This window comes from Pseudomonas sp. AC070 (assembly GCF_979258635.1).
In genome coordinates this window covers 518,907-542,749 of sequence record NZ_OZ409871.1, presented here as the reverse complement: position 1 = coordinate 542,749, position 23,843 = coordinate 518,907, and the positions used below count along the sequence as shown (strand labels likewise).

Annotated in this window: 20 protein-coding genes; 10 read left to right on the top strand and 10 right to left on the bottom strand. The window is 62.7% G+C overall.

Annotated features, from left to right (window positions below; translation table 11 throughout):
- Positions 1 to 3 precede the first annotated feature (3 nt).
- The 5 genes from parE to ACZZ0Q_RS02295 all read left to right on the top strand — a co-directional run bounded on the left by parE (position 4) and on the right by ACZZ0Q_RS02295 (position 6,668).
- The gene (parE, locus tag ACZZ0Q_RS02315; RefSeq protein WP_463560247.1) at positions 4 to 1,908 is read left to right on the top strand and encodes a DNA topoisomerase IV subunit B; all 1,905 of its coding nucleotides are present in this window, start codon (positions 4 to 6) and stop codon (positions 1,906 to 1,908) included.
- Between the two features lie 98 nt (positions 1,909 to 2,006).
- Positions 2,007 to 2,972, top strand: a complete 966-nt coding sequence (locus ACZZ0Q_RS02310) for an esterase-like activity of phytase family protein (RefSeq protein ID WP_463542252.1) — start codon at positions 2,007 to 2,009, stop codon at positions 2,970 to 2,972.
- Positions 2,973 to 3,007: 35 nt separating this feature from the next.
- Positions 3,008 to 3,493: a TIGR02281 family clan AA aspartic protease gene (locus ACZZ0Q_RS02305; RefSeq protein WP_206000649.1), complete on the top strand. Its 486-nt coding sequence runs from the start codon at positions 3,008 to 3,010 to the stop codon at positions 3,491 to 3,493.
- Positions 3,494 to 3,500: 7 nt separating this feature from the next.
- Positions 3,501 to 5,753, top strand: a complete 2,253-nt coding sequence (parC, locus tag ACZZ0Q_RS02300; protein WP_122493311.1) for a DNA topoisomerase IV subunit A — start codon at positions 3,501 to 3,503, stop codon at positions 5,751 to 5,753.
- A 210-nt stretch (positions 5,754 to 5,963) separates the two neighbouring features.
- Positions 5,964 to 6,668, top strand: coding sequence for a PqiC family protein (locus tag ACZZ0Q_RS02295; protein ID WP_463550677.1), 705 nt, complete (start codon positions 5,964 to 5,966; stop codon positions 6,666 to 6,668).
- Between the two features lie 141 nt (positions 6,669 to 6,809).
- Here ACZZ0Q_RS02295 and waaA read toward each other — a convergent pair whose 3' ends face one another.
- Both waaA and ACZZ0Q_RS02285 read right to left on the bottom strand, forming a co-directional pair.
- Positions 6,810 to 8,084 carry a lipid IV(A) 3-deoxy-D-manno-octulosonic acid transferase gene (gene waaA / locus ACZZ0Q_RS02290; protein WP_463560246.1) on the bottom strand — a complete coding sequence of 425 codons (1,275 nt, stop codon included), beginning with the start codon at positions 8,082 to 8,084 and terminating at the stop codon, positions 6,810 to 6,812.
- A 44-nt stretch (positions 8,085 to 8,128) separates the two neighbouring features.
- Positions 8,129 to 9,013: a LysR family transcriptional regulator gene (locus ACZZ0Q_RS02285; RefSeq protein ID WP_463540223.1), complete on the bottom strand. Its 885-nt coding sequence runs from the start codon at positions 9,011 to 9,013 to the stop codon at positions 8,129 to 8,131.
- 103 nt (positions 9,014 to 9,116) lie between these two features.
- On the opposite strand from ACZZ0Q_RS02285, the gene ACZZ0Q_RS02280 reads away from it, so the two are divergent.
- The 4 genes from ACZZ0Q_RS02280 to ACZZ0Q_RS02265 all read left to right on the top strand — a co-directional run bounded on the left by ACZZ0Q_RS02280 (position 9,117) and on the right by ACZZ0Q_RS02265 (position 12,624).
- The gene (locus ACZZ0Q_RS02280; protein ID WP_463540224.1) at positions 9,117 to 9,449 is read left to right on the top strand and encodes a DMT family transporter; all 333 of its coding nucleotides are present in this window, start codon (positions 9,117 to 9,119) and stop codon (positions 9,447 to 9,449) included.
- 187 nt (positions 9,450 to 9,636) lie between these two features.
- Positions 9,637 to 10,812: an NAD(P)/FAD-dependent oxidoreductase gene (locus ACZZ0Q_RS02275; RefSeq protein WP_463540225.1), complete on the top strand. Its 1,176-nt coding sequence runs from the start codon at positions 9,637 to 9,639 to the stop codon at positions 10,810 to 10,812.
- The gene (locus tag ACZZ0Q_RS02270) at positions 10,809 to 11,630 is read left to right on the top strand and encodes an aldo/keto reductase (protein WP_463540226.1); all 822 of its coding nucleotides are present in this window, start codon (positions 10,809 to 10,811) and stop codon (positions 11,628 to 11,630) included. The genes ACZZ0Q_RS02275 and ACZZ0Q_RS02270 overlap by 4 nt, the downstream gene beginning before the upstream one ends.
- Positions 11,631 to 11,709: 79 nt before the next feature.
- Entirely contained in the window at positions 11,710 to 12,624 is a 915-nt protein-coding gene (locus tag ACZZ0Q_RS02265) for a metal ABC transporter ATPase (RefSeq protein ID WP_463560244.1), read from the top strand.
- Between the two features lie 118 nt (positions 12,625 to 12,742).
- Here ACZZ0Q_RS02265 and ACZZ0Q_RS02260 read toward each other — a convergent pair whose 3' ends face one another.
- The 6 genes from ACZZ0Q_RS02260 to msbA form a co-directional block, all read right to left on the bottom strand.
- Entirely contained in the window at positions 12,743 to 13,951 is a 1,209-nt protein-coding gene (locus tag ACZZ0Q_RS02260; protein WP_463560243.1) for an acyl-CoA dehydrogenase family protein, read from the bottom strand.
- Between the two features lie 16 nt (positions 13,952 to 13,967).
- Positions 13,968 to 15,260: an acyl-CoA dehydrogenase family protein gene (locus ACZZ0Q_RS02255; protein ID WP_463540228.1), complete on the bottom strand. Its 1,293-nt coding sequence runs from the start codon at positions 15,258 to 15,260 to the stop codon at positions 13,968 to 13,970.
- A 272-nt stretch (positions 15,261 to 15,532) separates the two neighbouring features.
- Positions 15,533 to 16,957, bottom strand: a complete 1,425-nt coding sequence (hldE, locus tag ACZZ0Q_RS02250) for a bifunctional D-glycero-beta-D-manno-heptose-7-phosphate kinase/D-glycero-beta-D-manno-heptose 1-phosphate adenylyltransferase HldE (protein WP_463540229.1) — start codon at positions 16,955 to 16,957, stop codon at positions 15,533 to 15,535.
- An 84-nt stretch (positions 16,958 to 17,041) separates the two neighbouring features.
- On the bottom strand, positions 17,042 to 18,442 hold the full coding sequence (locus ACZZ0Q_RS02245; RefSeq protein ID WP_463540230.1) for a PIG-L deacetylase family protein: 1,401 nt from the start codon (positions 18,440 to 18,442) through the stop codon (positions 17,042 to 17,044).
- Between the two features lie 17 nt (positions 18,443 to 18,459).
- Positions 18,460 to 19,359 (bottom strand): GNAT family N-acetyltransferase, encoded by a 900-nt coding sequence (locus ACZZ0Q_RS02240; protein ID WP_463560241.1) that lies wholly within the window; start codon positions 19,357 to 19,359, stop codon positions 18,460 to 18,462.
- Positions 19,356 to 21,146: a lipid A export permease/ATP-binding protein MsbA gene (gene msbA, locus ACZZ0Q_RS02235; RefSeq protein ID WP_463540231.1), complete on the bottom strand. Its 1,791-nt coding sequence runs from the start codon at positions 21,144 to 21,146 to the stop codon at positions 19,356 to 19,358. Before msbA ends, ACZZ0Q_RS02240 begins: the two co-directional genes overlap by 4 nt.
- 35 nt (positions 21,147 to 21,181) lie before the next feature.
- Between msbA and ACZZ0Q_RS02230 the strand changes: the two genes are divergently transcribed.
- Positions 21,182 to 21,796 carry a BUD32 family EKC/KEOPS complex subunit gene (locus ACZZ0Q_RS02230; RefSeq protein ID WP_463540232.1) on the top strand — a complete coding sequence of 205 codons (615 nt, stop codon included), beginning with the start codon at positions 21,182 to 21,184 and terminating at the stop codon, positions 21,794 to 21,796.
- Here ACZZ0Q_RS02230 and ACZZ0Q_RS02225 read toward each other — a convergent pair.
- Together ACZZ0Q_RS02225 and ACZZ0Q_RS02220 are read right to left on the bottom strand one after the other, a co-directional pair.
- A complete protein-coding gene (locus tag ACZZ0Q_RS02225) occupies positions 21,766 to 22,593 on the bottom strand; it encodes a lipopolysaccharide core biosynthesis protein (RefSeq protein ID WP_463540233.1) in 828 nt (275 codons plus the stop codon). The genes ACZZ0Q_RS02230 and ACZZ0Q_RS02225 overlap by 31 nt on opposite strands.
- An 82-nt stretch (positions 22,594 to 22,675) precedes the next feature.
- Positions 22,676 to 23,842 carry an O-antigen ligase family protein gene (locus ACZZ0Q_RS02220; protein ID WP_463540234.1) on the bottom strand — a complete coding sequence of 389 codons (1,167 nt, stop codon included), beginning with the start codon at positions 23,840 to 23,842 and terminating at the stop codon, positions 22,676 to 22,678.
- Position 23,843 lies beyond the last annotated feature (1 nt).

Genomic DNA, 23,843 nt, shown 5'->3' with positions numbered 1-23,843 from the left:
CCCATGGCCCAGCAAGGTTCCAGCTCTTACAACGCAGACGCCATCGAAGTCCTTTCCGGCCTCGATCCGGTGCGCAAGCGCCCGGGCATGTACACCGACACCAGCCGCCCCAACCACCTGGCTCAGGAAGTCATCGACAACAGCGTCGACGAAGCCCTGGCCGGCCACGCCAAATCGGTGCAGGTCATCCTGCACGAAGACAATTCGCTGGAAGTGTGCGACGACGGCCGTGGCATGCCGGTGGACATCCACCCCGAAGAAGGCGTGCCGGGCGTTGAGCTGATCCTGACCAAGCTGCATGCCGGCGGCAAATTCTCGAACAAGAACTACCAGTTCTCCGGTGGTCTGCACGGTGTGGGTATTTCGGTCGTTAACGCTTTGTCCACCAGCGTAGAAGTGCGGGTAAAACGCGACGGCAACGAATACCGCATGACCTTCGCCGACGGCTTCAAAGCCACCGATCTGGAAGTGATCGGCACTGTTGGCAAGCGCAATACCGGCACCAGCGTGCACTTCTGGCCCGACGGCAAATACTTCGACTCGCACAAATTCTCCGTCAGCCGCCTCAAGCACGTGCTCAAGGCCAAGGCCGTGCTGTGCCCGGGCCTGTCGGTGAGCTTTGAAGACAAAGCCAGCGGCGAAAAAATTGAATGGTTCTACGAAGACGGTCTGCGCTCGTACCTGGCCGATTCGGTCGCCGAGGTTGAGCGTCTGCCCAATGAGCCGTTCTGCGGCAGCCTGGCCGGTAATAAAGAAGCGGTGGATTGGGCGTTGCTGTGGCTGCCCGAAGGCGGCGAAAGCGTGCAGGAAAGCTACGTCAACCTGATCCCTACCGCGCAAGGCGGCACCCATGTGAACGGCCTGCGCCAAGGCCTGCTCGATGCCATGCGCGAGTTCTGCGAATTCCGCAGCCTGCTGCCGCGTGGCGTGAAGCTGGCGCCGGAAGACGTGTGGGAGCGCATCGCTTTTGTGCTGTCGATGAAGATGCAGGAGCCACAGTTCTCCGGGCAGACCAAAGAGCGTTTGTCCTCGCGTGAGGCTTCAGCTTTTGTTTCCGGCGTGGTCAAAGATGCCTTTAGCCTGTGGCTGAACCAGCACCCGGAACTCGGTCTGCAATTGGCGGAACTGGCCATCAGCAACGCCGGCCGGCGCCTGAAAGCCGGTAAGAAAGTCGAACGCAAACGCATCACCCAGGGCCCGGCGCTGCCTGGCAAGCTGGCTGACTGCGCCGGTCAGGACCCGATGCGCTCCGAGCTGTTTCTGGTGGAAGGTGATTCCGCTGGCGGTTCGGCCAAGCAAGCGCGAGACAAAGAATTCCAAGCCATTCTTCCGCTGCGCGGCAAAATTCTGAACACCTGGGAAGTGGACGGCGGCGAAGTGCTGGCCAGCCAGGAAGTGCACAACATTGCCGTCGCCATTGGCGTCGACCCCGGCGCGGCGGACCTTTCGCAGCTGCGCTACGGCAAAATTTGCATCCTCGCCGACGCCGACTCGGACGGTCTGCACATCGCCACCTTGCTCTGCGCCTTGTTCGTGCGGCACTTCCGCGCGCTGGTCGATGCCGGCCACGTGTATGTGGCCATGCCGCCGCTGTACCGCATCGACCTGGGCAAGGAAATTTACTACGCCCTGGACGAAGCCGAGCGCGATGGCATTCTCGACCGCCTGGTGGCCGAGAAAAAACGCGGCAAGCCGCAGGTCACGCGCTTTAAAGGTCTGGGTGAAATGAACCCGCCGCAACTGCGCGAAACCACCATGGACCCCAATACGCGCCGCCTGGTGCAGTTGACCCTGGAAGACTTCGAGCTGACCCAGGAATTGATGGACATGTTGTTGGCGAAAAAACGCGCGGGCGACCGCAAAACCTGGCTGGAATCCAAGGGCGACCTGGCCGAGGTTCTGACCTGATGCGCCAGCTGTTCGCGGCCCTGCTGCTGATAGCTGCTCCCGTTTTCGCGCAAACCTCGCCTCCACCTGCGGCCGCCAAGCCGCAACCAGTGGTGGCCATGGATGCCGCCGAACCCGAGCAAGCGCCGGCCCCTACGCCGCCTTTCGAAGAGCTGAAACTGCTCAGCGAACAGGCGGTGGACGGCATGCCAACCGGCAATTTATCTGGCCTGGCCTGGTGCGGCGATGCGTTATGGACGGTGTCCGACCGCGACGATGATCGCGTTTACCGTCTCACCAGCAAAGGCGCCGTGCTTCAGGCCGAGGTGGAACTGTTCGACGCGCCGCCCGCGCCGCAAAGCCCGCTGCCCTGGGGCACACGCGTACGTAATTGGCTCGCCAGCCTGACCCGTGGCGGCGCGCTGGATTTCGAAGGCATCAGTTGCGACGCCAAGGGCAATCGCTACCTGGTCAGTGAGGCCGCGTCGGCGGTGCTCATGCTGCCACCGGCCGGCACCGGCGAATGGCTCAACCTGCCGCCGAGCCTGGTTCGACAGGCCCGGGCACGCGGCATGCTGCTGCATTTCAACGCCCTGTTTGAAGGCCTGGCCATCGACGCCAAGGCCGAGCGCCTGTGGCTGGCGGCCGAGCGCGAGCGCCGGGGTTTGCTGGTGCTGCACAAATCCGAAGGCAGTTGGAAATGTGCCGGCGGCTGTGTGCTGATGAGCGAGGGCGGCGACGAGTTGCCGCCGCCGCAAATGGGCACCAAGCCCATGCCCAAAGACTTCGGCGACTTGGCCCTGTACAAAAACCATCTGTACACCTTAGAGCGCCTGACCCACCGCATCTGCCGCCGCGCCGTGGATACCGGCGAAGCCGAGCGCTGCTGGTCGTTCGCCAGCGAAGCGCTGACCGATGCGCGCAAGTACGACGAGCCGTGGGGCATGGCTGAAGCGCTGACCATCGACGAAAAAGGTGCCTGGATCGGCGTCGACAACGGCAACAAAGCCCGTGGCGACGGTGAAGACCGCCCTATCGTCTGGCGGTTTGCCGCGCCGGCTGATGGCTGGAGCGCCAAGCCGTGACCGAACAAACCGTCGGCCGCCGCGCCGGTCGCGTGATGTGGGTGCTGTTCTGGGGCGCCGGCCTGGCGTTGGCCACGCACTTTTTCGGGCAGTGGGAAGAGAAAAAGCACAACCCGAACCAGGTGCCGAGCTCGTCCCACGGCCAGGGCTTTATCGAAGTGCGCCTGGCCGGAAATGGCCAAGGCCACTTTGTTTCTACCGGCGCCATTAATGGCAACACCGTACTGTTTATGCTCGACACCGGCGCCACCGACGTGGCCATTCCCGGCGAGATGGCCGACAGTCTCAAGCTGGAACGCGGCGCGCCGGTAACCGTGAGCACTGCCAACGGCATGAGCACCGGTTACCGCACCCGAATCGACAGCCTGCAATTGGGCGAGATCGTGCTGCACAACGTGCGCGCCCTGGTGGCGCCCGGCATGCAGGGCGACGAAGTGCTGCTGGGCATGAGCGCACTCAAACAACTGGAATTCACCCAGCGCGACGGCACCTTGGTGCTGCGCCAGACCACCACACAATGAGGCACGCATGAGCGACTCTCTAGACCTGAGCCTGGACGGCGTGGAGCGGCGCTCCCTGGCCGACTTCACCGAGCAGGCCTACCTCAACTATTCCATGTACGTAATCATGGACCGCGCCCTGCCGCACATTGGCGACGGCCTGAAGCCGGTACAGCGGCGCATCATCTACGCCATGAGCGAGCTGGGCCTGGACGCCGATTCCAAGCACAAGAAATCGGCGCGTACCGTCGGTGACGTGCTGGGTAAGTTCCACCCCCACGGCGACTCCGCGTGCTACGAAGCCATGGTGCTGATGGCCCAGCCGTTCAGCTATCGCTACACGCTGGTCGACGGCCAGGGCAACTGGGGCGCGCCGGATGACCCGAAATCGTTTGCGGCCATGCGCTATACCGAAGCCCGCCTGTCGCGCTATTCCGAAGTATTGCTGACCGAACTGGGTCAGGGTACTGCCGACTGGGTGCCTAACTTCGACGGCACGCTGGACGAACCGGCCGTATTGCCGGCACGCCTGCCCAACCTGCTGCTCAACGGTACCACCGGCATTGCCGTGGGCATGGCCACCGACGTGCCGCCGCACAACCTGCGTGAAGTAGCGAGCGCCTGCGTACGCCTGCTCGATGAGCCGAAGGCGACGGTTGAAGAGCTCTGCGAACACGTCCTCGGCCCGGATTACCCGACCGAAGCCGAAGTTATTACCCCGCGCGCCGACCTGCTGAAAATCTACGAAACCGGCAAAGGCTCGGTGCGTATGCGCGCGGTGTACCGCGTGGAAGATGGCGACATCGTTGTTACCGCGCTGCCGCACCAAGTGTCGGGCGCCAAAGTGCTGGAACAGATCGCCGGCCAGATGCAGGCGAAAAAGCTGCCGATGGTCGCTGACCTGCGCGATGAGTCGGACCACGAACACCCGTGCCGCATCGTCATCATTCCGCGTTCCAACCGCGTCGATGCCGACGAGCTGATGCAGCACCTGTTTGCCACCACCGAGCTGGAATCCAGCTACCGGGTGAACATCAACATCATTGGCCTGGACGGCAAGCCGCAGGTTAAAAACCTGCGCGACCTGCTCAGCGAATGGCTGGTGTTCCGCATCGGCACCGTGCGCCGTCGCCTGCAATTCCGTCTGGATAAAGTCGAGCGCCGCCTGCACCTGTTGGACGGCTTGCTGATCGCCTTCCTCAACCTGGATGAAGTCATTCATATCATCCGCACCGAGGACCACCCCAAGTCGGTGCTGATGGAGCGCTTTGCGCTGACCGACACCCAGGCCGATTACATCCTCGACACCCGCCTGCGCCAATTGGCACGGTTGGAAGAGATGAAAATCCGTGGCGAACAGGAAGAACTCGCCAAAGAACAAGCCAAGCTGCAGGCCCTGCTGGGCAGCGAAACCAAGCTGCGCAAACTGGTGCGCACCGAGCTGATCGCCGACGCCGAAACCTACGGCGACAACCGCCGCTCGCCCATCGTGGCGCGCGCCGAAGCCAAAGCGCTGTCGGAAACCGAGCTGATGCCCACCGAACCGGTCACCGTGGTGGTGTCGGAAAAAGGCTGGGTGCGCTGTGCCAAAGGTCACGACATCGACGCCACCTCGCTCTCCTACAAAGCCGGCGACGAATTCAAAGCCTCGGCACCGGGGCGCTCGAACCAGTACGCGGTATTTATCGACTCGACGGGGCGCAGCTACTCGCTGGCGGCGCACTCATTGCCGTCGGCACGCGGACAAGGCGAACCGCTGACCGGCCGCCTGACGCCACCGCCAGGCGCCACGTTCGAATGCGTGTTGCTGCCGGAGGACGACGCGCTGTTCGTCATCGCCTCCGACGCCGGCTACGGCTTCGTGGTGAAAGGTGAGGACCTGCAAGCCAAGAACAAGGCCGGTAAGGCCCTGCTCAGCCTGCCCAACGGCGCTAAAGTGTTGCTGCCGCAGCCGGTGGCGAACCGTGAGGAAGATTGGCTGGCGGCGGTGACCACCGAAGGCCGCCTGCTGCTGTTCAAAGTCGCCGACCTGCCGCAACTGGGCAAAGGCAAGGGCAACAAAATCATCGGCGTACCGGGTGATCGCGTCGCCAATCGCGAAGAGTTCGTCACCGGACTGGCCGTGTTGCCTGCAGGCGCCACGCTGGTGCTGCAAGCCGGCAAGCGCACGCTGTCGCTGAAAGCCGATGATCTGGAGCATTACAAAGGCGAACGCGGCCGCCGCGGCAACAAACTGCCCCGTGGCTTCCAGCGTGTCGATGGATTGCTCGTCGAGGCGTAACGACACGAAGGGCGCGCATTGCCGCTTGAAGCGCGCCGTTCGCTACCAGATCGGCGCGTTTTGCCTCCCTGCACCGCTCTAAATCGCCATCGCGAAGCACGCCGTAACCTTCGCAAGGCTGGAGTCACAGGCAGCTTTGTCGGATGATAGCCGGCCTTGGCCCAGTGTTTTGACTGCAAGCGGCCCCGCGCCGCTGCCTGGATGAACTAGATGATTTCGTTGCGAATTTCCTCGCTGCTGTTACTGACCAGCCTGTTGAGCATGGTCGGCTGCGTCGCTCAGCAACCAGTGACGTTGTACCAACTCGACAGTGGCAACCCGAAAATGCCCGTCGCCAACAAAGGCGTCGCGGTGCTGCTGGGGCCGGTGTCCATCGCCGACTACCTGCAACAACCCACCCTGCTGCAACGCCAACCAGACGGCAGCCTGACGCCCGCCACTGAAGCCCGCTGGGCCGGAGCGTTGGGCGCGGATATCGATCAAGTATTGCTGCGCCAACTGGCCTCGCGCCTGGAAACCCAACGCCTGGTGATGGCGCCGGGCGGTGCCGGTTTTGTGCCCGACGTGCAAGTGGAATTAACCATTAGCCGCATGGATTCAGGCCCGCTGCAGCCGGCGGTGCTGGACGCGCAGTGGCGCTTGCTGGACCGTCGCGGCCAACTGCGTGACAGCCGCCTGATTCATATCGAAGAACCCCACCTGGGCGGCTCGGCCGATCAGGTGCGGGCGCAAAGCGTGGTGCTGCGGCGCTTGGCCGAGCAATTGGCGACGGCCATCAAGCCGATGTCGGAGCAGCCCATCGCCGAAGAAACGCGTAAGCCAGCGGCGGTGCCCACACCGGCCAAAACGCCGGAACCCCCGCAAATTCCGAAGGCGGCGCCGGTTAGGCAGCAGACCGAAGTGTTCCGCTTCTAGGAAGAAAAAAAACCGCCCCAGATGGCGGTTTTTTTATGGGCGGCTGGAGCAGTCAAAAAGCATCGCGGCTGAAGCCGCTCCCACAGAGTGCACAGCCCGTAGGAGCGGCTTTAGCCGCGATGCGATTACCTGGCCACCGTCTTACTTCAACAACGAACCCAAGCCGACAAGCAACCGCTCAAGCGCGCCCTTGTTGCGCTGCATCACTGCCAGCCCCGCCGCGCCCATTTGCGCAGCCTGCTGCGGTTGTTGCCACAGTTCGCCGACCGCTTCCGCCAGCGCCTCGGCGTCGTTCACTTCGCGCAAGGCGTGGGCATCGCGCAATTGCGCGGCGATGTCGAGGAAGTTGAACAGATGCGGTCCGCTCAATACCGGTTTGCCCAGCGCGGCCGGTTCCAGCAGGTTATGCCCGCCATTGGCGACCAGGCTGCCGCCGACCAACGCGGCATCAGCCAGGGCATAGAGAAACAGCAGCTCGCCCATGGTGTCGCCGAGCAGCACTTGCGTGGTGTCGTTGACCGGCGCGGCGGTGGAGCGGCGCACGGTGTTCAGACCGGCTTTGCCACATAACTCGAACACGCTGTTGAAGCGCTCAGGATGGCGCGGCACCAGAATCAACAGCGCATCGCGGTGCCTGGCAAGCAAGCGTTGGTGGGCGGCCAGCACAATTTCGTCTTCGCCGGCATGGGTGCTGGCGGCGATCCACACCGGACGGCCTTCGGCCTGCCATTCAATGCGCTGCGCGTGGGCGCGTTGCAGCAGTTCGGGGTCAATGCTGAGGTCGAACTTGATCGAGCCGGTCACCGTTACGCATTCAGGCCGCGCGCCCAAGCTGCGAAAGCGCTCGGCTTCGGCGTCGGTTTGCACGGCCAGCAAGCTCATTTCGGCCAGCATCGGCGCAGTCAGCTTGGCGAAACGCCCATAGCCGCGCGCCGACCGTTCAGACAGGCGCCCGTTGGCCAGCGCCACCGGAATGCCCCGCCGCGCGCACTGGTGAATGTGGTTGGGCCACAGCTCGGTTTCCATGATGATCGCCAACCTCGGCTGCGCGCGGTCGAGAAAACGCGCCGCCGCCCATGGCAAGTCGTAGGGCAGATAGCAATGTTGAATCAGCGGGTCGCCAGCAAACAGCGCGTGAATGCGCTCGGAGCCCGTGGGCGTCATGCAGGTGACGGTGATCGGCAGCTGCGGATAACGCTGGCGCAGAGCGCGCACCATCGGCGCGGCGGCGATGCTCTCGCCCACCGACACGGCATGCACCCAGATGCCGCCGGTTTGCAACGGCGGCAAACCGATAGCGAAGCGCTCATTGATGCGTTGGCCATAGGCCGGCGCCTTGCGAGCGCGAAGAAGCAGGCGCAGCGCAATCAGCGGCAGGGCCAGGTGAAACAGCACGGTATAGAGGGTTCTATTCATGCCGCGCAGTTTACTGAGTTCATCATCAAGATGAAGCGCCTCGCTTAGCCGATTGCCTGCAGGTGCTCGGCAAAGCACTCGGCAAGCCACACGGCGGCCGGCCCCAAGGCTTCGTCGCGGCGACAGACCAGCTCGACCACCAGCGGCGGCGGCGTCCAGTCGCTGCGCAGTTCCACCAGTTGATTGAGATAGGTCGGGTATTGCGCGACATGGCGCGGCAGCCAGGCCCAGCCCAAGTTGCGCATCACCAGCTCAGCCATGGAATAGAAGCTGTCGGTGCGCCACACCGCCGGGCTGATTTGCTCGCCGCCCGGGTAGTGCCGTTCCTGCGGCGCCATGAGCAGCTGCCGGTGTTGCGCCAGGGCGTGTCGGTCGACGTAGTGCGCCTTGGCCAAGGCGTGCCCGGCGCCGCACACGGTGACCATCTCGATCGTGCCCAGGCGCTGACGCTCCAAGGCGCGCGGCATGTTTTCGTGGTGGAACAGCAAGCCAAGGTCAGCCCGTCGGTCCAGCAGTTTGCCCGCCACGTCGCCCTGGGCGCCGCTGGATAACTGCACTTCCAGGCGAGGGAATTGCCGGGCCAGCGCTTCGAGACTATCGAGCACAGGTTGGTAGGGCATGGCCTCATCTTGTGCCAGACGCAGGCACGCTTCTTCCCCTCTGACTAACCCTAGGGCGCGACCTTCCAAGCGCTCGCACTGGCGCAAAATCTCCCGCGCATCTTCCAACAACACCTGTCCGGCCTCGGTGAGGCGCGGTTGACGGCCGCTGCTGCGGTCGAACAGCAACATGCCCAGGTCAGCCTCCAACAGGGCAATAGCGCTGCTCACCGCCGACTGCGCACGCCCCAAACGCCGCGCAACCGCCGAGAACGACTGACTTTCGGCCACGCTGACAAACAACCGCAACTGCTCGAAGTTCCACTGCATGGCGGCAACCCATCTCCAAATCAGATAGCTAATGACTTTATCCCATCGCCACAGCGCTTAGAATCCCGCCATCGAAACAGTCACCTATAAAAGGAGCGCCGCCATGTCCGGTTACCTGTACCTCGGCATCGCCATTGCCTCGGAAGTGATCGCCACCACCTCAATGAAAGCCATCGACGGTTTTAACAAGCCGCTGCCATTGGTGCTGGTCATCGTTGGCTACGCCATTTCCTTCTGGATGCTGACGCTGGTGGTGCGCAGCATTCCGGTCGGCGTGGCGTACGCAGTGTGGGCCGGGTTGGGCATCGTGCTGGTGAGCATCGCGGCGGCCATTATTTACAGCCAGAAGCTTGACCTGCCGGCCATGCTCGGCATGGCAATGATTGTGGCGGGGGTTGTGGTTATTCAGTTGTTTTCCAGCACGACTGGCCATTGATGTAAACGGCTGGCCCTCTCCCCCGGCCCCTCTCCCCCAGGCGGGCGAGGGGAGACAAGCGGCCCGCGATTTGGCCCCCTCGCCCGCTCGCGGGAGAGGGCGGGGGGAGAGGGTCAGCCCCAACGCAAGTCCCCGCCTCCAACACCCAGCGTTATACTGCCGCCCTGTTTTTCTGAAGGCGGCTCCCATGTCCCAAGCCCTTAGTACTGACATCCTCATCGTTGGCGGCGGCATTGCCGGCCTGTGGCTCAATGCCCGCCTGCGCCAACAAGGTTTCGCCACCCTATTGGTTGAAAGCGCCAGCCTGGGCGGCGGGCAGAGCGTGAAGTCGCAGGGCATCATTCATGGCGGCGCCAAATACGCACTACACGGCGCGCTAACCGGCGCCTCCGAAGCCATCGCCGATATGCCACGCCGCTGGCGCGAGGCGCTGGAGGGCAGCGGCGAGCTGGACTTGCGCGGCGCGCGCGTGCTTTCCAACGCGCACTACCTGTGGTCTCCCGGCACCCTGGCCGGCAACCTGACCAGTTTTTTCGCCAGCAAGGCCGTGCGCTCGCGGGTCGATCAGGTCAAAGGCGCCGACCTGCCGCCCGCCCTGCAAGACCCTAAATTCAAAGGCAAGGTGTACCGTCTCAATGAGCTGGTGCTGGATGTGCCTAGCCTGATCCAGCGCCTGGCGGAACTGGCGGGCGACAGCTTGCTCGGCGGCGAACACATCGAACCGCTGCTCGAAAACGGCGAGCTAGCGGGCCTTACGGTCGACGGGCGTGAAATACGTGCCCAACGCGTGGTGCTCAGCGCTGGAGCCGGCAATGCCGTGCTGCTCACGGCGCTCGGCCAGAGCCAACCGTTGATGCAGCGCCGGCCGCTGCACATGGTGATGGTCAAGGGGCCGACACTCAAACCGCTGTACGCCCACTGCCTGGGCGGCGGCCCCAAGCCCCGCGTCACCGTGACCAGCCACCCGACCGCTGATGGCCAATGGCTGTGGTACCTGGGCGGCGACCTCGCCGAAGCCGACGGCGTCGCTCGCGACGGCCAGGCGCAAATCGCCGCCGCGCAGAAAGAGCTGAGCAACCTGCTGCCGTGGGTCGATTTCAGTCAGGCGCATTGGGCCACCTTGCGCGTCGACCGCGCCGAGCCCGCGCAAAGCGGCCTGGTTCGCCCCGACAACGCCTTCCTCACCGAGAGCAAACACCTGCTGATTGGCTGGCCCACCAAACTGGCGCTGGCCCCGGATTTCGCGGATCGCGTGTTAGCCGCTCTGAAGCGCGACAACGTGCAGCCGGGCAATCACCCCGCCCTGCCCGAATTGCCACGCCCACCCGTGGCGCCCACGGCCTGGGAGACGCTGCTGCCATGAGCCAGAAAACCCTGCACGACTTGCATCGCCCCCTGGGCAGCACCGGCCTGCGGGTGTCGCCGCTGGGGCTGGGCACCGTCAAGCTGGGCCGCGACCAAGGGGTGAAATACCCGAATGGTTTTCAGATTCCCGACGACCACGAAGCGCGCCTGCTGCTGAGCCTGGCTCGCGAGCTGGGCATCAACCTGATCGACACCGCGCCCGCCTATGGCCGCAGTGAAGAGCGCCTAGGGCCGCTGCTGCGCGGCCAGCGTGATGAGTGGGTGATTGTCAGCAAGGTCGGCGAAGAATTTACCGATGGTCTGTCGCACCACGACTTCTCTGCCGATCACACCCGGCTCTCCGTCGAGCGCAGCCTCACGCGCCTGGAAACCGACCGCATCGACTTGGTACTGGTGCATTCCGACGGCAACGATCTCAACGTGCTGCAGCAACACGAGGTCTACCAGACCCTGGCGGCGCTGAAGGTCGAAGGCAAAATCGGCGCTTACGGCTTTTCCGGCAAAACCGTCGAAGGCGGTTTGTTGGCGCTGGAGCACGGCGACTGCGCCATGGTCACCTACAACCTCAATGAGCAGGGCGAACGCCCGGTGCTCGACTACGCTTGGCAACACGGCAAAGGCATTCTGCTGAAGAAGGCCCTGGCCAGCGGGCATGTGTGTCTGGAACCGGGCATCGATCCGGTGCGTGCCAGCTTCGAATTGGCCTTTGCGCACCCGGCTGTCGCCAGCGCGATAGTCGGAACCATCAATCCGCTGCACCTGTCACACAACGTCTCTACAGCCGCGTCCGTTATCCACTCTCTCGGGCGGGGTTAAAACAATAACGACCGCCATTCGCTGACCGTAACAATCATCAGCGAGCATGCGCAGTAGCTGTCCCCAGGAAGGAGCCGATATGCCGAAGGTCCTCGTCCGCAAGGCCCCCACTGATTTCAAAACCCTGGCGCTGCATGTCGAAGCCAGTGCCACGGGCCTGAGCTACCAGGGCATTGGCCCACCCCTGAATTTTTCGCAGATGCTGGATCGCCGCCAGCCGCTGCCCATTACCGATACCGAACAGTTCCAGGCCGATCTGGCCAACCTGGGCGTGTCTGTGCGCCTGACGCTGAACTGGCAAGGCCGCGATTACTGGGTGCTGGTTCGCCAGCGTCGTTTGGATCGTGGCGATGTGGTGCTCAAGCTCATTTCCGGCTACGTACCGGCCCACGAACTCAACCTGCCGCTGCTGACCGCCATTCAGGAAGTCGCCGAAGAGTGCTTGCTGGAAACACCGGAAGGCTGGTTGGGTGGGCGCTTTGGCGATACCTGGCTGCCCACGCCATATCACAGCACCCTGCGTTACCGCGAGTCGACGAGCTTCAGCCTCAGCCCGCTGTCCGGCGCGGCGCGGCCGATTCGCTGCGGCAACCTGACCCTGATCGAACGCCCGCGCGCCTATGTGCACGTGCCGACTTCGTCGTTGCAGCTGGTTTACGACCTGCGCCTGGAACTGCCGAAAGAAGCGCGTCTGCTCAGCCTGTTTCACGTCGACGAGCGCCTTGAAGACGGCAAACTCGTCGCCCGCCTCGACCGTACTAAACCTGACCTGTATCTGATTCCCTTGAACCAGGGCAAACCGAGCGCGGAGCTGCTCACCCTCAAGCAAGGCACGCTGGTGCCGGCCAGTACACGGGGCATCTTTCTCGCCGAAAGCTTTGCCCCACAAGACGGCTGGCTGGTGCGCGACGAACGCATTCGCTGGAAAGACTGGGTTGCCCAGCAAGGATTGGGCGCAAAAAAGCCCCAGATTAAAGTGGCGAATGGCGGGTAGATTGCCCGCTCATTGGATGCGCAGGTAGGAGCCAGCTTGCTGGCGAATGGATCTCGGGATGGATCACCGTTTCCAGGGTTCGCCAGCAAGCTGGCTCCTACAAGAGCAGTCCGCGTTGCTACTTCAACTCGCTGGAGCTTTTGCCCAGCAGCCGCCGCGCCACGATCAGCAGTTGTATCTGCTGGGTGCCTTCGAAGATGTCGAGAATCTTCGAATCCCGCGCCCATTTCTCTAGCAGCTCGTCCTCGCCGTAGCCCAACGCGCCCGCCAGCTCCACGCACTTGAGCGTCACTTCGTTCGCCACGCGACCGGCCTTGGCTTTGGCGATGGACGCTTCTTTGGAGTTGGGCAGCTTGTTGTCGGCCATCCACGCGGCCTTCAGGGTGAGCAGCCGCGCGGCTTCCCATTCGGCTTCCAGGCGGTACAGCGTCGCCTCGGCATGGCTGACGGCAAGCAAGGGCTTGGCGTAGTCGAAGCGAAAGGTGTCTTTGAGCAATTCGCGGGTGCGGTCCAGCGACGCTTTCGCCACGCCGACAGCCATGCCAGCCACCAGCGGTCGCGTGTTGTCGAAGGTTTCCATGACCCCGGCAAAGCCTTTCTGCACGTCCACTTCCGGATTGCCGAGCAGGTTGGCGGCCGGCACCCGGCAGTCGTTGAAGCTGATAGAGGCGGTGTCCGACGCTTTGATGCCGAGCTTTTTTTCCAGCCGCGTCACGCTCATGCCGGGCGTGCCGTGCTCGACCACGAATGACTTGATCGCCGCGCGGCCCAGGGCTTTGTCCAGGGTGGCCCACACCACCACCGAGTCAGCCCGCTCGCCGGAGGTGACGTAGATTTTTTCGCCGTTGAGCACGTAATGGTCGCCGTCTTTGCGCGCTGTTGTGCGGATGGCGGCGGAGTCGGAGCCGCAGCTCGGCTCGGTGATCGCCATCGCCGCCCAGGTGCCGTTGAAGCGTTGCAACTGTTCGTCGTTTGCCACCGCGGCGATAGCTGCGTTGCCCAGGCCCTGGCGCGGCATGGCCAACAGCAAGCCGACGTCGCCCCAGCACAACTCCATCACGCCCAACAGCGCCGACAGGTTGCCACCGTTTTTCACGCCCTCTTCCACCGATTTAGACGCGCCGCGTTTGCTCGCCGAGGTGGCGCCAATGGCGTCTGGCGAGCCGGCGTTCATACCGTCCAGCAGCGCGGCGAGCAGGTCGAGTTCTTTCGGGTAGGCGTGTTCGGCCTTGTCGTATTTACGCGAAATGGGGCGGAAATAGTTAGCCGCCACTTGGTGCGCCTGGTGCACCAGGCCAGAGAATTTTTTCGGGGTTTCCAGGTTCATGTGCGTCACTCCCTGCTCACAGTTGCAGGCCGCCGGCCATTACGGCCACGGCGCGCATGTCGCGGTACCAGCGCTCGGCTGGGTGTTCTTTGGTAAAGCCATGGCCGCCCAACAACTGCACGGCGTCGGTGCCGATTTTCATGGCTTTTTCTGCGCACAACAGGCGCGCCAGATACGCCTCGCGGTGAAATTCCAACCCTTGCTCGGAGCGGGCGCAGGCGCGCCAGACCAACATGCGCATGGCGTCCAGCTCAATGGCGATGTCGGCGACCATAAACGCTACGCCCTGGCGATGGCTGATCGGCTCGCCAAAGGCGATGCGTTCGTTGCAGTACGTCGTCACGTAGTCCAGCGCTGCCTGGCCGGTGCCCACAGCCAGCGCACACCAGGCCAGCGCGGCGTGGTCAAGAAAGCTTTGATAGCTGAAGTGCTCCGCGTTCAGGCGCTGATCGGCCGGCACTTTCACGCCCTTAAGTTTGACCCGCGCCGTGGCGCCGGCCTTGAGCCCCATGCCGGGCTCGGGGAAGCGTTGCAGCCCTTTGCTGCCGGCCTCGACGATAAACAGCGCCGGACCATTTTCGGCGCGCGCGGCGATGATCAAGTGGCTGGCGTCCAACCCACGCAGCACCAGGCATTTCTCGCCGCTGAGGGTGTAATGCTTGCCCTTGCGCTTGGCTTTGGCGCCCAGCTTGAGCGGGTCGAACAGCGCTTCGGGCTCGTTGACGGCAATGGCCATCACCGGCGCACTGGCTTCGCCCACAAACGCCGGCAACCAGCGTTGCTGCTGCTCGGGCGAGCCCCAACGGCGAATGCAATTGGCGGCCGACAACGGCACCAGCAACGCGGCGGCCAGGGACATATCGCCTTTGGCCAACGCTTCGGCGATCAAGGCATTGCTCACCGTGGTGCGCTCGCCGGCCATGCCGCCATGGGCTTCGCTGACGCCATAAAACGTCAGGCCCAGGTCTTGCGCCTGATTGAGCAATTCAGCGGGGACGGCAGCATTGGCGTCGGCGTCGTGGGCGGCGGGGCGCAGCACATCGCTGGCAAACCCGGCGAGCATATCGACGAGCATTTGCTGCTCTTCGCTGAGCGACAAGTCGAACAGCGCGTCCGGATCGACCTTGCGCGGCGTGCGGCTGCCGCCTTTTTGCATACGGTCAGCGGCCATGCGAAAGCTGGCACGGCTGCCGCTGTAAACCAGTTTTTCGAAGGGTTTGCGCAGGTTCAGGCGATCAGGCCAATCGGCCTGCGCCATGCGATTGAGAAGGGCCAGAGCGCGGCCTTGTACATCGGCATTCATGGGCATCTTTCCGTCCAGGATGAAGATGCCCGCAGCATGCGCGCGTCAAAACGCCGCGCCTATGACCGCTACGCCGGGGGTGATTGGCAGGTTAGCCAAAGGGGGGACGCACTGCGCATTCACGACACCCGTCATTCCCGCGAACGCGGGAATCCAGAATCTCCGGTGAGGCGAAAATTCCTGCATCCCGAATCGTCGGACCGCCGCCTTCGCGGGAATGACGGTGTTGGTTTTGAAACCCCTCAGAGGGGTGCGCCATGCGCACCGCGGCCAACGGGTTACTTACGCTCGCGAATCTTGTTAACGATGGCCGTCGTGGAGCTGTTTTCCACCAACCCCAACACCCGCACTTCGCCGCCGTAGGCTTTGACGATATCGGCGCCGACAACCTGCTCAACGCCGTAGTCACCGCCCTTCACCAGCACATCCGGTTTCACGGCGCGCAGCAGATTTTCCGGGGTGTCTTCGCTGAAGCACACCACCCAATCCACTGCGCCGAGACCGGCGAGCACGGCCATGCGGCGGTCAACCGAGTTGATCGGGCGACCCGGGCCTTTCAGGCGGCTAACCGACGCGTCGTCGTTCACTGCCAGCACCAGGCGGTCGCCTTGCGCGCGAGCCTGTTCCAAGTAGGTCACGTGGCCGGCGTGAAGAATGTCGAAGCAGCCGTTGGTGAAGACAATTTTTTCGCCATGGGCGCGAGCGTCGTCGATGCTGGTCAGCAGTTGGTCCAGGGTCAGCACGCCCCGCTCGGAGCCTTCTTCACGCTGCACGGCGCGACGCAGTTCCGGCGCACTGATGGCGGCGGTGCCCAGTTTGCCGACTACGATGCCAGCGGCCAGGTTGGCCAACGCCACGGCTTGCGGCAGTTCTTCACCGGCCGCAATGGAGGCTGCCAGGGTGGAAATCACGGTGTCGCCGGCGCCGGTCACGTCGAACACTTCGCGGGCGCGAGCTGGCAGATGCAGGGCCGGATGCTCAGGACGCAGCAGGGTCATGCCGTGCTCGCCACGGGTCACCAGCAAGGCGCCCAATTCCAGTTCGCGCATCAGCTCGGCGCCCTTAGCGACCAGTTCGGCTTCGTCGGCGCAACGGCCGACGATGGTTTCAAATTCGCTGAGATTCGGGGTGATCAGGCTGGCGCCACGGTAGATGGCGAAGTCTTTACCCTTGGGGTCGGCCAGCACCGGAATGTTGCGCGCGCGGGCGGCCTGGATCAGTTCCTGGTGGTTCTTCAGCGCGCCTTTGCCGTAGTCCGACAGCACCAGCACTTTGATGCCGTTGAGCTGGCTTTCGACCGAGGCGGTGAGCGCCACGGTGTCGGTTCTGAACGGTTCTTCGAAGTCCATGCGCAGCAGTTGCTGATGACGGCTCATGACCCGCAGTTTGACGATGGTCGGCTGGCCGGAGATGCGTTGGAACTGGGCGCTCACGCCGGCGGCTTTGAGGCTGTCGGCAAGGCTGACGGCGGCTTCGTCTTCGCCGGTCACGCCGACCAGTCGAGCCGGCGCGCCCAGGGCGGCGATGTTCAGCGCAACGTTGGCGGCGCCACCGGGACGGTCTTCAATCTGGTCAACGCGCACCACGGGAACCGGCGCTTCCGGGGAAATCCGCGAGGTGCCGCCGTGCCAGTAGCGGTCGAGCATGACATCACCGACCACTAAAACTGAGGCCTGATCAAAACGGGGCATGGACAACTTCATGGACTCTCCGGGGACGCTTAAACGCGGCAAAAAATATAGCACAGCGAGGTACGCGCCCAGCCTCAAGCGGCCGGGCGCTGCGCCTCAATCAGGTAAACGGCGGACCCAGAACAGCTCGTGCCGTCTGACCGCTTTGCGAAAGAACTCATCCTCACCAGTGGCCGGCCAGCGGCGCCCGGCGAGGAGTTGCTGAATAACGCGGCGCAGGCGCTTTTTCAGCGGCGGCCGGCCTTGCAAATCGTGCTGCATGCCCAGCGCCATGGCTTTGTCGATCTGCGTGGCCGCACTCAATACCGGGCTCCACAGCAGGTCCGCCGGCAGCGCGTCGATGGCCGGCGGCAAAGCAATGCCGTTGCCCGCCGGGCCCATGGGCCAACGGTCGTTGTCGTGCAGGTGGTTGGCGTAGAACAACAGGGTGTGCGGTTTCCAGCTGCTGCGGGCGACGGCCTGACGCAGCGCCTCGGTGGTGGCAACATGGTCGGCGTGCGGGTCCAATTCCGGGTGCGGGGTAACCACAACGCTTGGGCGGAAATGCTCCAGGGCAAACACCAGATCGGCCAGCAGATTACTCCAGCTGGGCGCGCCGTCGCTGTCACTCGGCAAGCGCAGCGGGTTGTGCTGGCGCACGCTGCGTACATCACTTTCGCCCGACTCGCGCGAGCCAAACACCTTGTCCGGTTCGGCGGCCATGGCCGGCAATTGCAGGCAGTAATAACCCAGTTGCAGACAATGGCTGGCGGGCACGCCGCCCCACAGCGGCACGGTCAGGCTGTCCCAGGCGCGCAAGCGACCTTTGAGCGAGGCGGCTTCGGCGTGAAGCAAGCCCATTTGCTGAAAGCGTTCGGCTTCGATTTCGCCCTGGGTCAGGGTCACGATGCTGACGTTTTTGCTGCGGCTATAGAGGCCGAAGGCGGCCAGCTCGGCGTCGTCGGCGTGGGGGGCGAGGATCATCACCGGCTCTTCGGCGTAGTCCGGGTTGCTGAGGCAGTACAACTCGCCCGCCGATGCCAGGCGGCAGAAGCGGCCCTTGATGGTCAGTTGTCCTTGCGCCAAGGCGGCGGCCTGCCCGGACACATTGAGATAACGCCGCCCTGCCACGCCGCGCTCGAAGTCCTGACGGTCATCACCCACCAGAACGTGCGGATCCAGCAAGCTACCAAGCAACGTAGCGCGCACCCGCATCGACAAAATCAGCGTATCGCCTTCAACCACCGCATCGCGCAAGTGCACCGTGCCGTCGGCCAGCGTTACCGCAAAGCGCGGCGTGCCGGCGGGGAAGCGGTACAGGTAATCGTCTTTAGGCGAGTAGAACAAATGGTCGGCGAACCAGGCCTCATGCCCTATCCAGCCCAGCACCAGCAGCAGCGGCACCAGCCACCAGGCGACAATCAGCCCCAGCAGCACCAACACCACCAGGGCGACGGCGAGGAACAGGCGCTTGTTACGCCGATGCTGTTTAAGAAGCTGCTGCTTGCGTGTGCTCATGGGGAAAACCTGGGGCTCTATACCTGAAACACCGGCACGCTATGGCACCAGCGGTCTTTGTATTCGCGGTCGGCGCGGCCGAAGGAATAGCGCAGCGGTTTATTCAATGCGCGGGCGGCGGCCCAGGCGTCTTGGGTGTTGACGAAGCTGAGCACGCTGCCGGGGCTGAACTCGCGGTTCTGCGGGTCGACGCCACCGTTGATGTACTCAAGGCTCACCCAGTTCGGCGCCTGCACCTGATACAGCACTTGAATCGCTACCGGCAGGCCGTTGAGGTAAATCAGCGAGCCGGTCATGAATTCACGCAGCAGGGCAAACACCTCGGCCAGATGCGCTTTGCCGGTGGCCTCGAAGCCCCAGCGGCGCTGGAACAGGTCGGCGTAGATGCTCGCCTGTTCAGCCGGCGTCAGATCAAGCATCGGCCGAATCACCCCGCCCGCCTCCTCCAGCAAGCGCTGTTCGCGACGCTGGTTGTAACGAAATTTTTTCGAATAATCCTCGGGCGCCCGGGCCAGCGCCAAGCCTTCAGGTTGCGGCTTGAGCGTGTCGATCCGGCCGCTGTTCAGCTCCGAGACATAACGCATGCGCTGACGCACCGGCACCTGAACATCGGGCGCCACCGGCAGAATGATTTCGGCGTTGCCCAGGTCAAACAGCCCGCGTTTGCCCTTGGCCTTGAGCACGTCTTTGGACAAGGCCAAGTGGCGGCCCCAGCACGGCACGGCGGCAACCAGTTCAGCGCCGGCGAACCAACCGAGGTAGCGCACGGGAAGCCCCGCCAGGCCGGCGAGGCGCTCGATGACCTGCGGATGAGTGGCCACGCTGCCGCCGAAGCGGTTCCAGGCGGCGGCGTAAGCGTCGGCTTCGATCGGGGTCCAGCCACGTTCACGCCAGCCCCGCCACACGCGACCGATCATGCCGGAAGCAGCTCGGCTTCGGCTTCGTCGCCGTCTTTGAACTGCTTGGCGTGCAAGCGCGAGTAGTAGCCGTTCAGGGCCAACAACTCGTCGTGGCTGCCGCGCTCGACGATCTCGCCCTGGTCCATGACCAGAATCAGATCGGCCTTTTCAATGGTGCTCAGACGGTGGGCAATCACCAGCGTGGTGCGGCCTTGCATAACCTTGTCGAGGGCGCCCTGAATATGGCGTTCCGATTCAGTATCCAGCGCCGAGGTGGCCTCGTCGAGAATCAGCAGCGGCGCGTTTTTCAGCAGCGCACGGGCAATGGCCAGACGCTGGCGTTGACCGCCCGACAAGAGCACACCGTTCTCGCCGACCAACGTGTCGTAGCCTTTGGGCATCTTCTCGATGAACTCGGCGGCATAGGCGTCTTCAGCGGACTGACGCACCAGTTCGAACGGCGCACCGGCCAGATCGCCATAGGCGATGTTGTTGGTGACGGTGTCGTTGAACAGGGTGACGTGCTGGGTGACCAGAGCGATATGACGGCGCAGGTTGGTCAGCTTGAAGGTTTCGATTTCCAAACCATCGAGCAAAATTTCGCCCTGGTTGTGGTGATAGAAACGCGGAATCAAATTGGCCAGCGTCGACTTGCCGCTGCCCGAGCGGCCCACCAGGGCGACCATCTGCCCAGGCTTGGCGACGAAGGAAATGTTGCTCAGCACCTCGCGCTCGGTGCCAGGGTATTGGAAGCTCAGATTGCGCACTTCCAGCAGCCCAGTGGCGCGTTCCAGCTCCACGGTGCCGGTATCCACTTCAGGCTCTTCATCGAGCTGCTCGAAGATGCTTTCCGCACCGGCCAGACCTTTCTGGATGGTAGCGCTGACTTCTGACAGTTGGCGGATCGGCTTGGGCAGCAGGCCGGCGGCGGTGATGTAGGCCACCAGTTCGGCGGGCGAAGCATCGCCACGGAAGTACAGCACCAGGTACATCAACACGGCCATGCCGATATAGATGACCAGTTGCAGGCTTGGCGTGTAGATCGACTGGGTGCGCGTCATGCCCAGGCTGCGGTTCATGTTGTCTTCGCTGGCTTCGCGGAAACGGGTTTTCTCGTAGGTTTCGCCGCCGAAACTGCGCACCACGCGGTAGCCCTGAATGGTCTCCGAGGCCACGTGGGTTACATCGCCCATCGCCACCTGGATTTTCTTGCTTTGGCTGCGAAACTTCTTGCTGGCGGTTGTCACCAGTACCGCAATAACCGGCAGGATGCACAGCAGCACCGAGGTCAGTTTCCAGTTGCTGTAGACCAGATAGCCGAACAGAAACACCACGGTCAGGCCTTCACGAATCACCACCTTGATGGCATCGGTGGCGGCGCCGGTGACCATGGTCACGTTGTAGGTAATACGCGAAATCAGATGGCCGGAATTGTGGTTATCGAAGTACCGGTTGGGCAGCGTCAGCAGGCTGTTAAACAGCGCCACCCGCAGGTCGTGGACCAAGCCACGGGAGACTTTTGCCAGGTAGTAGTTGCCCAGAAATGAGCCTATGCCCTGATAGACGGCAATGAGTACAATCAACAACGGCACGCCAAGGACCATTGAAACGCCGAGAAACTTGGTGTCGTTGGTGCCTTCCAGGGCGCGGATAAAGTGTTTGAGCATGTCGGCCAGCAACGGTTGGCTGGACGCGAAAATCACGAAACCGACAATACTGATCGCAAAAGCACCCCAATACGGCAGCACATACTTGAGCAGTCTCAAATAGACTTTCAGACTGGATTGCTCACTGGTTTTGGCCATTCGGCACGCCTCATACGACTGGCTTGAGAGAAAAGATGCGGATTGTAGCAGCGAACGAATTGCAAGATTGGCTCGACCACGGCGAGCTTCTGGAAAAAGACAGTTTTGGGCCGAAGGTGGTGCGCTTGGCGGACGGTCGCTTGCTGAAGATCATGCGCAGCCGCCGCACGCCGCTACTGGCCCGCTTGCTTCCTTCGGCACAACGTTTCAGCCGCAATGCGCAACGCTTGCAACAGGCTGGCATCGCCACCCCGATCATTGATGAAAGCGTGTGGATCGACCGCGAAAAAGCCGTTAGCGCCTGCCTGTATCAGCCGTTGCCCGGCGAGCCGCTCGATAGCCTGTTCCGCCACGATAAACCTCGTTTCTTAACGCTGCTGCCGCAGTTGGCGGCATACATCTATCGCCTGCATCAGCGCGGCATTTACTTCCGCTCGCTGCACCTGGGCAACATCTTGCTCACGCCTGATGGCGATTTTGGCCTGATTGATTTTCTTGACATGCGCTTCAAGCGTGCCCCGCTCAACAAGCGCCTGGTGCGGCGAAACTTCGAGCACCTGCGCGGCTACTTAGAGCGGCGCAAGGTCGATGGTTTTCCGTGGGACGAACTGCTCGTGGCTTACGCGCGGGCCAGCAGAGCGTCGAGCTGATCGCGCTCCAGTTTAGGAATGAGGCGGTCGGGTAAACGACTCTGCGCAGACAGGTTGTACACCTGAAATTGCGGCTTGATCACACGCTCGGCCAGAAGCTGAAAGCTCGGCAGAATGTAATCATCGAAGTCGCCATCTAAGCGACTGGGCACCGCTTTTTCGCCGTCCTCATAGAAGCGGCCGGCCTTGGTGTTCAAGTCCACGCCCACCAAAAGCACCTGGGTAAATCCCAAGTGATAGGCCAGCTGGATGCCCGCATAGGGCACGGTGCGGCCGTTGAAGTAGCCTTTCTGTAGATTGCGACTGAAGCCGATGCGGTTGGGCTTTTGCCGGAACCAGGAATAGTTGCACTCGATGTCGTCGTCCTTACGCATGGCCCGCGCGAATTGCCGTGGACTCAAGTGGCGGTGCGCCTCGTCGCAGCGCCCTGCGCGCTCGAAGCGAAATACCGAGCGCCCTTCTAAAGCGTCCGGCACGGTGCCTAGCAAGGTTTCGATCACGCGCGGGGAAAGCACTAGGTGGCGAGCATGCTCGACGGCTTGCAGCATCAATGGCAGACGGTTGCGAACGAAGCTGCTGTCGTCGCACAGGTAGTAATCCGGCGCCATGCCGACAGAGGTGAAGCGGCAGATCGAGCCGTTCAACGCCATCATCGGGAACTGGCCGTATTGCTCCAGCGGGAAATTTTTAGTGGACGGCCCGGACGCCACGATAAATACCGGACCAGAGCGGCTGTTGCGACATGCGTCGAATGATTCGAACGGCACCGATTTATTCGAAAGGTAAAACTCGCCCATCCAAGGCGTCCCTCTTTTTCATGGAGGCGTCGAGAATCGACGCCACTCCCTATGATTTTCGATAAACGTGACAACCAGGGGTTCAGACTGTTTTGGGCTCGCCAAACTTTCGGCTGGCTAGCACCAGACTCAGCCCAATCGGCACCCATGTCACCAACCAATCGGCGTTGGGTTTGAGCCACAGGCCAATACCATCGGTCATCAGCGACACCGTCGAAAATACCCAGATTGCCAGCAACGCCTGCCCGAGCGGCTCAGCCCGGTTAATCCAGGCGCGCCAGGCAACGCTGCCCCACAGCGTCAGGTATAGCACCAGGCCAATCACACCTTCGCGTGCGCCGATGTTGAGGAACAAGTTATGCGGGTGCTTAAAGGTGCGATTCAGCTCGGGTACGAAAATCCCGAACTCGTTAAAACCGTAGCCCAACGCCCAGTTATCGAGCATCAACTTCAGGCCGCCCGCCCACAGTGTGGGTCGAGCCGACGCGCCACGTTGGGTGAGGACGTCAGGGCAAAGCACAGCTATTGCCGCAATAACGAGCACGCCTAGGGCGATAAGCGCATAGCCACGCCTGGAGCGCAGCACAACCACCATCACCACAAAGGTCAGCACCAAGGCGATCCATACACCGCGTGTTTGGTTAAGGCCCAGAAACAGCAAAAACCCAGGCGCGGCGATAGCCAGCAGGGCGAATTGCCAGGGAGCCAGGCGCTGGGTCGGACGCAAGAAAAAAGCTAGCAAAGCGAGTACGCCGACGGCGTGGGCCGCCATGATCGCGGTGTTCCAAACGCCCACGGCAATCAGGCGCATGCCTTCATATTTCTCTGGCTGCAGCCAGTAGAAATTAACCACCGAAGCCAACGACAGCAAGCCGCCAAATACGGACGCGCCCAATAGCCAGGTCTCGATACGGATGCGCGCCTGAGAGGCCAGCACAATGCCCAACAACGACAGCGTCACATACAACGTGACCTTCAAATCGCCCGTTGGCTCATCGCTGCCTTTAACGGCCAGCACCAGCCAGGTCCAGGCCACAAATATGCCAAAAAGCGCCAACTCAGGTTGCTTCAATGCAGAACGAAAATCCGCACGAAACAAAGCAGGAATAACCGGCACCCACAACAGCGCAATCACCGCCTGGTGATAGTGCTTACTGGGCAAAATCCAGGCGAAGCACAGCAGCGCCGTTAACCCCAGACATGCCCACATCGGCAACGAAACTTTGCGCACCACGGCATTTCCTTTCATC